The following is a 4,866-nucleotide window of genomic DNA, read 5'->3' on the forward strand; positions in this document are numbered from 1 at the left end:
CCTATTGTGTCGCAGCCGGCGGATTTCGCCAATCAATTGGCAAACAATCGTTTGTCGCAGTCCGTCACGCGGAAGTTCGCAGCGGTTCTAATCTGATCCCTGTTCGCAGCGTTTGGCGTCTTTGCAGGAACCAGAACTCGACTTCGTTCCTTCGGGAGACCTGCTTTGAGAACCGCCACCCCACACCGTTTCGCCATCGTTCTTTTCGCCCAATTTTTTCTTGCCGTCGCGGCTGCGCATGCCGCCGCCGAACCGAACCTCGAATCCCTGGCAACTTGCAGGGATTCATGGCTGGACTGGAAGGACGATCAGGCTCGCGGCACGAAATTCACCGAGGATCTTCGCGCCAACTACACCTATCAGCAGGACAGGGGCGGCTTTCTCGTGCCGAAAACCCCCAAGAGCGTGCTCGGCCTGCCGGTGGCCAGGGTTTATCCGGAATCGGCGGGCATGGCGGTCGGTTTTTCAGTGCTGGTGAACAGCGGATTTGAGGCAACCCGGAAGGTTGTCGAGAAAGCTTTGGGCAAGCGACTGAAGTGCGACGACAAGGACGACGAGATGTTCGGCTGCGATCTAGAGCTTGGGCCGAAGAAAACGGCCTTCGTGATGACCGATGACAAGTCCAGCAAATCCACGTTGATCGGCTGCTTTTACTTCTACGAGAAATAGCACGAAGCGCCGGCCACCTTGATTTGAAGCCTCCCTCTTCAAGGGAGGGAGGGTATTCGCATCCTCTTCGCCTCAAGCAACACCATTCCCACCCTCCCCTTCCCTTGAAGGGGAGGGCCAAAGCAGAGGCGTTGCGTCACTCGCCCGCGTAAATCGCCACGTGCGCCTTGCCGTCGCGATCGATCCAGCCGCGGAACATGCCGTCGGTGTTGAACGGCATCGCGATGTTGCCGTCCTTGTCCAGTGCAATCACGCCGCCATCGCCGCCGAGCTTGGGGATGACGCCGAGCACGACTTCGTCGGCGGCCTTCTTCAAATCGTCGCCGCGGAATTCGACGCGCGCGCAGATGTCGCGCGCGGCAGTGGCGCGGATGTAGAACTCGCCCCAGCCGGTCGCCGACACGGCGCAGCGGGCGTCCGCATAGGTGCCCGCACCGATGATCGGTGAGTCGCCGACGCGGCCGAAGCGCTTGTTGGTCATGCCGCCGGTCGAGGTGCCGGCGGCGAGGTTGCCCTTCGCATCGAGCGCGACCGCGCCGACCGTGCCATGGTGCGGCGTCTTGCCCGGCTCGGCGGTCTTTGCCTTCTCTTCCTCGAGCGCCTGCTGCAGCGCCTTCCAGCGCGCCTCGGTGTAGAAGTATTTCGGATCGACCAGTTGCATGCCGATGGACTGGGCGAACTTCTCCGCGCCTTCCTCGATCAGCATCACGTGCTCGGATTTCTCCATGACAGCGCGCGCGAGATCGATCGGGTTCTTGATCCGGTGCACGTTGGCTACCGCGCCGGCGCGCAAGGTCGCGCCGTCCATGATCGAGGCGTCGAGTTCGTTACGGCCGTCGTGATTGAACACCGCGCCTTTGCCTGCGTTAAAATTCGGATCGTCCTCGAGCACGACGATCGCCTTCTGCACCGCGTCGAGGCTGCTGGCGCCGGACTTGAGCGCGGAATAGCCGGCCTGCAGCGCCTTTTCGAGCCCGGCGCGCACGGCTTTTTCCTTCTCCGGCGTCATCTCCTTCCTGACCACGCCGGCGCCGCCGTGGATGACGAGAACGGGAGTGGCGGCATGGGTCATCGAAACGGCTCCGAGGCTGAGCAGAAGGCTGGCGAAGAAACGGCTGGGAAAATGCGGCATGCTGTACTCCAACGTGGCATCGAAGTATACCGAGACGAATGGGAACAGGAATCCTGAAATGAGCAACTATCTATTGCCGATCGCGCTGCTGCTTGGCTCCAACGTGTTCATGACGTTTGCCTGGTACGGCCACCTGAAATTCACCGACCGGCCGCTGTGGATCGTCATCCTCGTCAGCTGGGCGATCGCATTCTTCGAATACTGCCTGCAGGTGCCGGGCAACCGCATCGGCTATCGCGTCTACAACCCGGCGCAGCTGAAGACGATCCAGGAGATCATCACCCTCGTCGTCTTCGTCGCGTTCTCGACGCTCTACCTCGGCGCCGCGATCAAGTGGAACCACATCGTTGGCTTCGCCCTGATCGTGGCTGCCGCGTTCTTCATCTTTCTCGACTAGAGGTTCCCAGAACCTGATCTCAAGACAGGTTCTAGAGCAGATCGCGCACGCAACCGACCAGGCCAAGGGCGGCGAGCACCACGACCGGCACGATACTCAGGTAGTAGCCGACCCCGCGCGTGCGCGGATCACGCACGTAACCGATCGCGTAGACCACGCGGCCGATCACGTAGACCAAGCCGAGCAGCGCCATCCAGCCGGGCGGCCAGTAGTGCGCGGCGATCCACAGCGCGGGCAGGAACATGATCAGCGTTTCCAGCGTGTTCTGCTGCACGCGGAACCAGCGCTCGAAATGCTCGTTGCCCGTCGTCGCCGGCGCATGCACCCTGTGCCGCACGCGCGCTTTGCCGACGAGCCAGGCCATGCCGAGGAATTCGAACACGGCGAGCAGGGTGACGAGATCGACCCAGGGCATGTTCTCTCCCGGCTTCGCCTAGAAGGAGATCTTTCCGCGCAGCATCGCGGCGTACATCACCCAGTCGCCAGCGAAGCTGTACAGGGGATGCGTGAAAGTCGCCGGTCGGTTCTTCTCGAAGAAGAAATGGCCGATCCAGGCGCAGCCGTAGCCGAACAGCGGCAGCAGCCACCACAACGCCCAGCGGCCGCTGACGGCAAGCCAGGCGAGCGTGATCAGCACGAGCGTGCTGCCGACGAAATGCAGCCGGCGGCAGATGCGGTCGCGATGCTCGGACAGATAAAACGGATAGAACTCGCGGAAGCTGGCGTACATGGTCTGGATCGCCTTTCGACGGTCCATTCTGCAACGCGCGTGGCACTCCAGCAAGCCACGCGCTGCGCCGAGAACCTGTTATCGAAGCGTAGCGAGCGAAGAGCCGATCCTATCTAAGATCGGGCGCGACGCCGGAGCGCAGGAACCGGAGCATACAAACAGTATGTGAGGATTACTTGCTGCGTCCGCGGCTCGCCCTTCGGGCCGGCTTCGCCGTTCGCTCCGGCATTCTGCCTTCGCAGTCCGGCACCGCCGGCGCGCAACATCGAGCGCAGTAGCTTCGATGGCAGGTTCTCAATCGTCCTCGTGCCGCTTCGGCACCTGCACCTTGCCGACGACGCCGCTGTGATGGATGTCGCCGCTGCCTGCGGAGACTACGGTCAGGCCGCCGCCGATCGTCTTCGCGGTGACGTCGCCCGAACCGATCGAGCCGATATAGACATCACTGCCGACGCGCTCGGCAACGACGTCGCCCGAGCCGATCGAATCGGCGCGCAGGCTGCCGCGCACGTCGCTGAACGACAGGTCGCCCGAGCCAACATGACCGATGGCCACGTCACCCTGCACGTCCGACACGTGCATGTCGCCGGAACCGGCATGGCCGAGCTTGAAGCTGCCGACATGACTGGCGACGACATCGCCCGAGCCGACCGTGACCGACACCGCGCCCGCGACGCGGTCGAGGTTGAGGTCGCCCGAGCCTGACTGGTAGTCGAGCGAGGCGATGTTCGTCGCGCGCGTATCGCCCGAACCCGACTGAACTTCGAGCGCCAGATTCGCCGGCACGCGCACGACGAAATCGATATAGGCGTACTGCTTGCCGAACAGGCCGGAATGCGACGGCCGCGGCGCGGCCTTGACCAGAGCCTTGCCGCCTTGGCGGCTCTGCTCGACCTGCAGTTCGTCGAGCCACGCCTGCTCGGAGGCGCAGGCCTTGCCGCGCACCTCGATCCGCGTCGCCGCAGGATCGCCCTGCACGTTCAGATCGCTGGAGCCGAGTTCCATGCGCAAGGCCTGCAGGCCGGCCGGGTCGATGTCGAGATTGCGCTCGGCAGTGAACTGGCATTCGTTGGCCAGGGCGAGCGGGGAAGCGAGGAGCAGCGGGAGCAGGATCAGGCGCATCGGAGGTCTCCGGAGGGATTGCTCCGACTAGGATACTGTCCGGGCGAAAAAAGGTTTAAACACAGGAAAGCGGCGCGGTGCGACAACCGCCGCCACCGTGTCTCGCCCCCTGCTGCGGGAGCGAGACGCATGGCGCCGACGCCGGGACTACCAGAGCCCGAGCGAGACCGAGGCGTACCAGTTCCGCCCCGGCAGCACGAGGTAGTAGATGTTGCCGTTCTTGATCGAGTCGGCGACCTGATGGTGCGCGTTGAACACGTTCTCGACCTGCAGGCGGAACTTCCAGCTCTTGATGAACGAGTCGTCGAGGTTGCGGCCGTAGCCCAGGCTCAACGCGGTCTGCCAGAAGCCGTCCGACTTGCCGAACGCGGTCACCGTCGTCGCGTCGTCCGGATTGAAGCCGCCGTTGTAGACCTTCTGCTCACCGACGTACTTGCTCGAGATCGAGCCGAACAAGCCGTTGTCCTCGTAGGAAAGGCCCAACGCCATCGTACCGTCCGGCACGTTCGGCAGATCCAGGCTCGAGCGCTTGAACTGCGCGTCGATCGTCGAGACATTCGCGAACGCGCTGACACCGCGACCGAAGTAGTACGTCGCCTCGGCCTCGAAACCGTACATGCGCGCGCCGCGCGCGAGCGCGAAGATCGGGTCCTTGGTGACCGGATCGACCGAGGACAGCGGGAAGTTCTTGTAGTCGATGTAGAACACGTCGGCATCGGCACTGAAACCTTCCGTCTTGTATACCGCGCCGAACTGGTAGTTCATCGTCTGCTGCGGCGAGGTCTTGTTGTTCTCCGGATGCGGCACGTAGAACTG

The 4,866-nt window shown here is 63.1% G+C and carries 7 protein-coding genes; 2 read left to right on the top strand and 5 right to left on the bottom strand.

The genetic code is table 11. The features are described from left to right. The first annotated feature begins 165 nt into the window (after positions 1–165). Positions 166–669: a hypothetical protein gene (locus VF497_RS03605; protein ID WP_330886271.1), complete on the top strand. Its 504-nt coding sequence runs from the start codon at positions 166–168 to the stop codon at positions 667–669. Positions 670–805: 136 nt separating this feature from the next. Here VF497_RS03605 and VF497_RS03610 read toward each other — a convergent pair whose 3' ends face one another. Further along, complete coding sequence (locus tag VF497_RS03610) at positions 806–1,801, bottom strand: isoaspartyl peptidase/L-asparaginase family protein (protein WP_414706835.1); 996 nt, start codon at positions 1,799–1,801, stop codon at positions 806–808. A 58-nt stretch (positions 1,802–1,859) separates the two neighbouring features. Between VF497_RS03610 and VF497_RS03615 the strand changes: the two genes are divergently transcribed. Further along, entirely contained in the window at positions 1,860–2,198 is a 339-nt protein-coding gene (locus VF497_RS03615) for a DMT family protein (protein ID WP_330886272.1), read from the top strand. Positions 2,199–2,229: 31 nt separating this feature from the next. Here the strand turns inward: VF497_RS03615 and VF497_RS03620 are convergent, their stop codons facing one another. The 4 genes from VF497_RS03620 to VF497_RS03635 all read right to left on the bottom strand — a co-directional run. Further along, positions 2,230–2,613, bottom strand: coding sequence for an MAPEG family protein (locus VF497_RS03620; RefSeq protein WP_330886273.1), 384 nt, complete (start codon positions 2,611–2,613; stop codon positions 2,230–2,232). 18 nt (positions 2,614–2,631) lie between these two features. Continuing rightward, positions 2,632–2,955: a DUF962 domain-containing protein gene (locus VF497_RS03625; protein ID WP_330886274.1), complete on the bottom strand. Its 324-nt coding sequence runs from the start codon at positions 2,953–2,955 to the stop codon at positions 2,632–2,634. 267 nt (positions 2,956–3,222) lie between these two features. Beyond that, positions 3,223–4,050 (bottom strand): DUF4097 family beta strand repeat-containing protein, encoded by an 828-nt coding sequence (locus VF497_RS03630; protein WP_330886275.1) that lies wholly within the window; start codon positions 4,048–4,050, stop codon positions 3,223–3,225. A 147-nt stretch (positions 4,051–4,197) separates the two neighbouring features. Beyond that, positions 4,198–4,866 (bottom strand): TonB-dependent receptor domain-containing protein (locus VF497_RS03635; protein ID WP_330886276.1); only part of this gene is annotated, 669 nt, incomplete at its 5' end.

This window comes from Rudaea sp. (genome assembly GCF_036383415.1).
Taxonomy (GTDB): Bacteria; Pseudomonadota; Gammaproteobacteria; order Xanthomonadales; family Rhodanobacteraceae; genus Rudaea.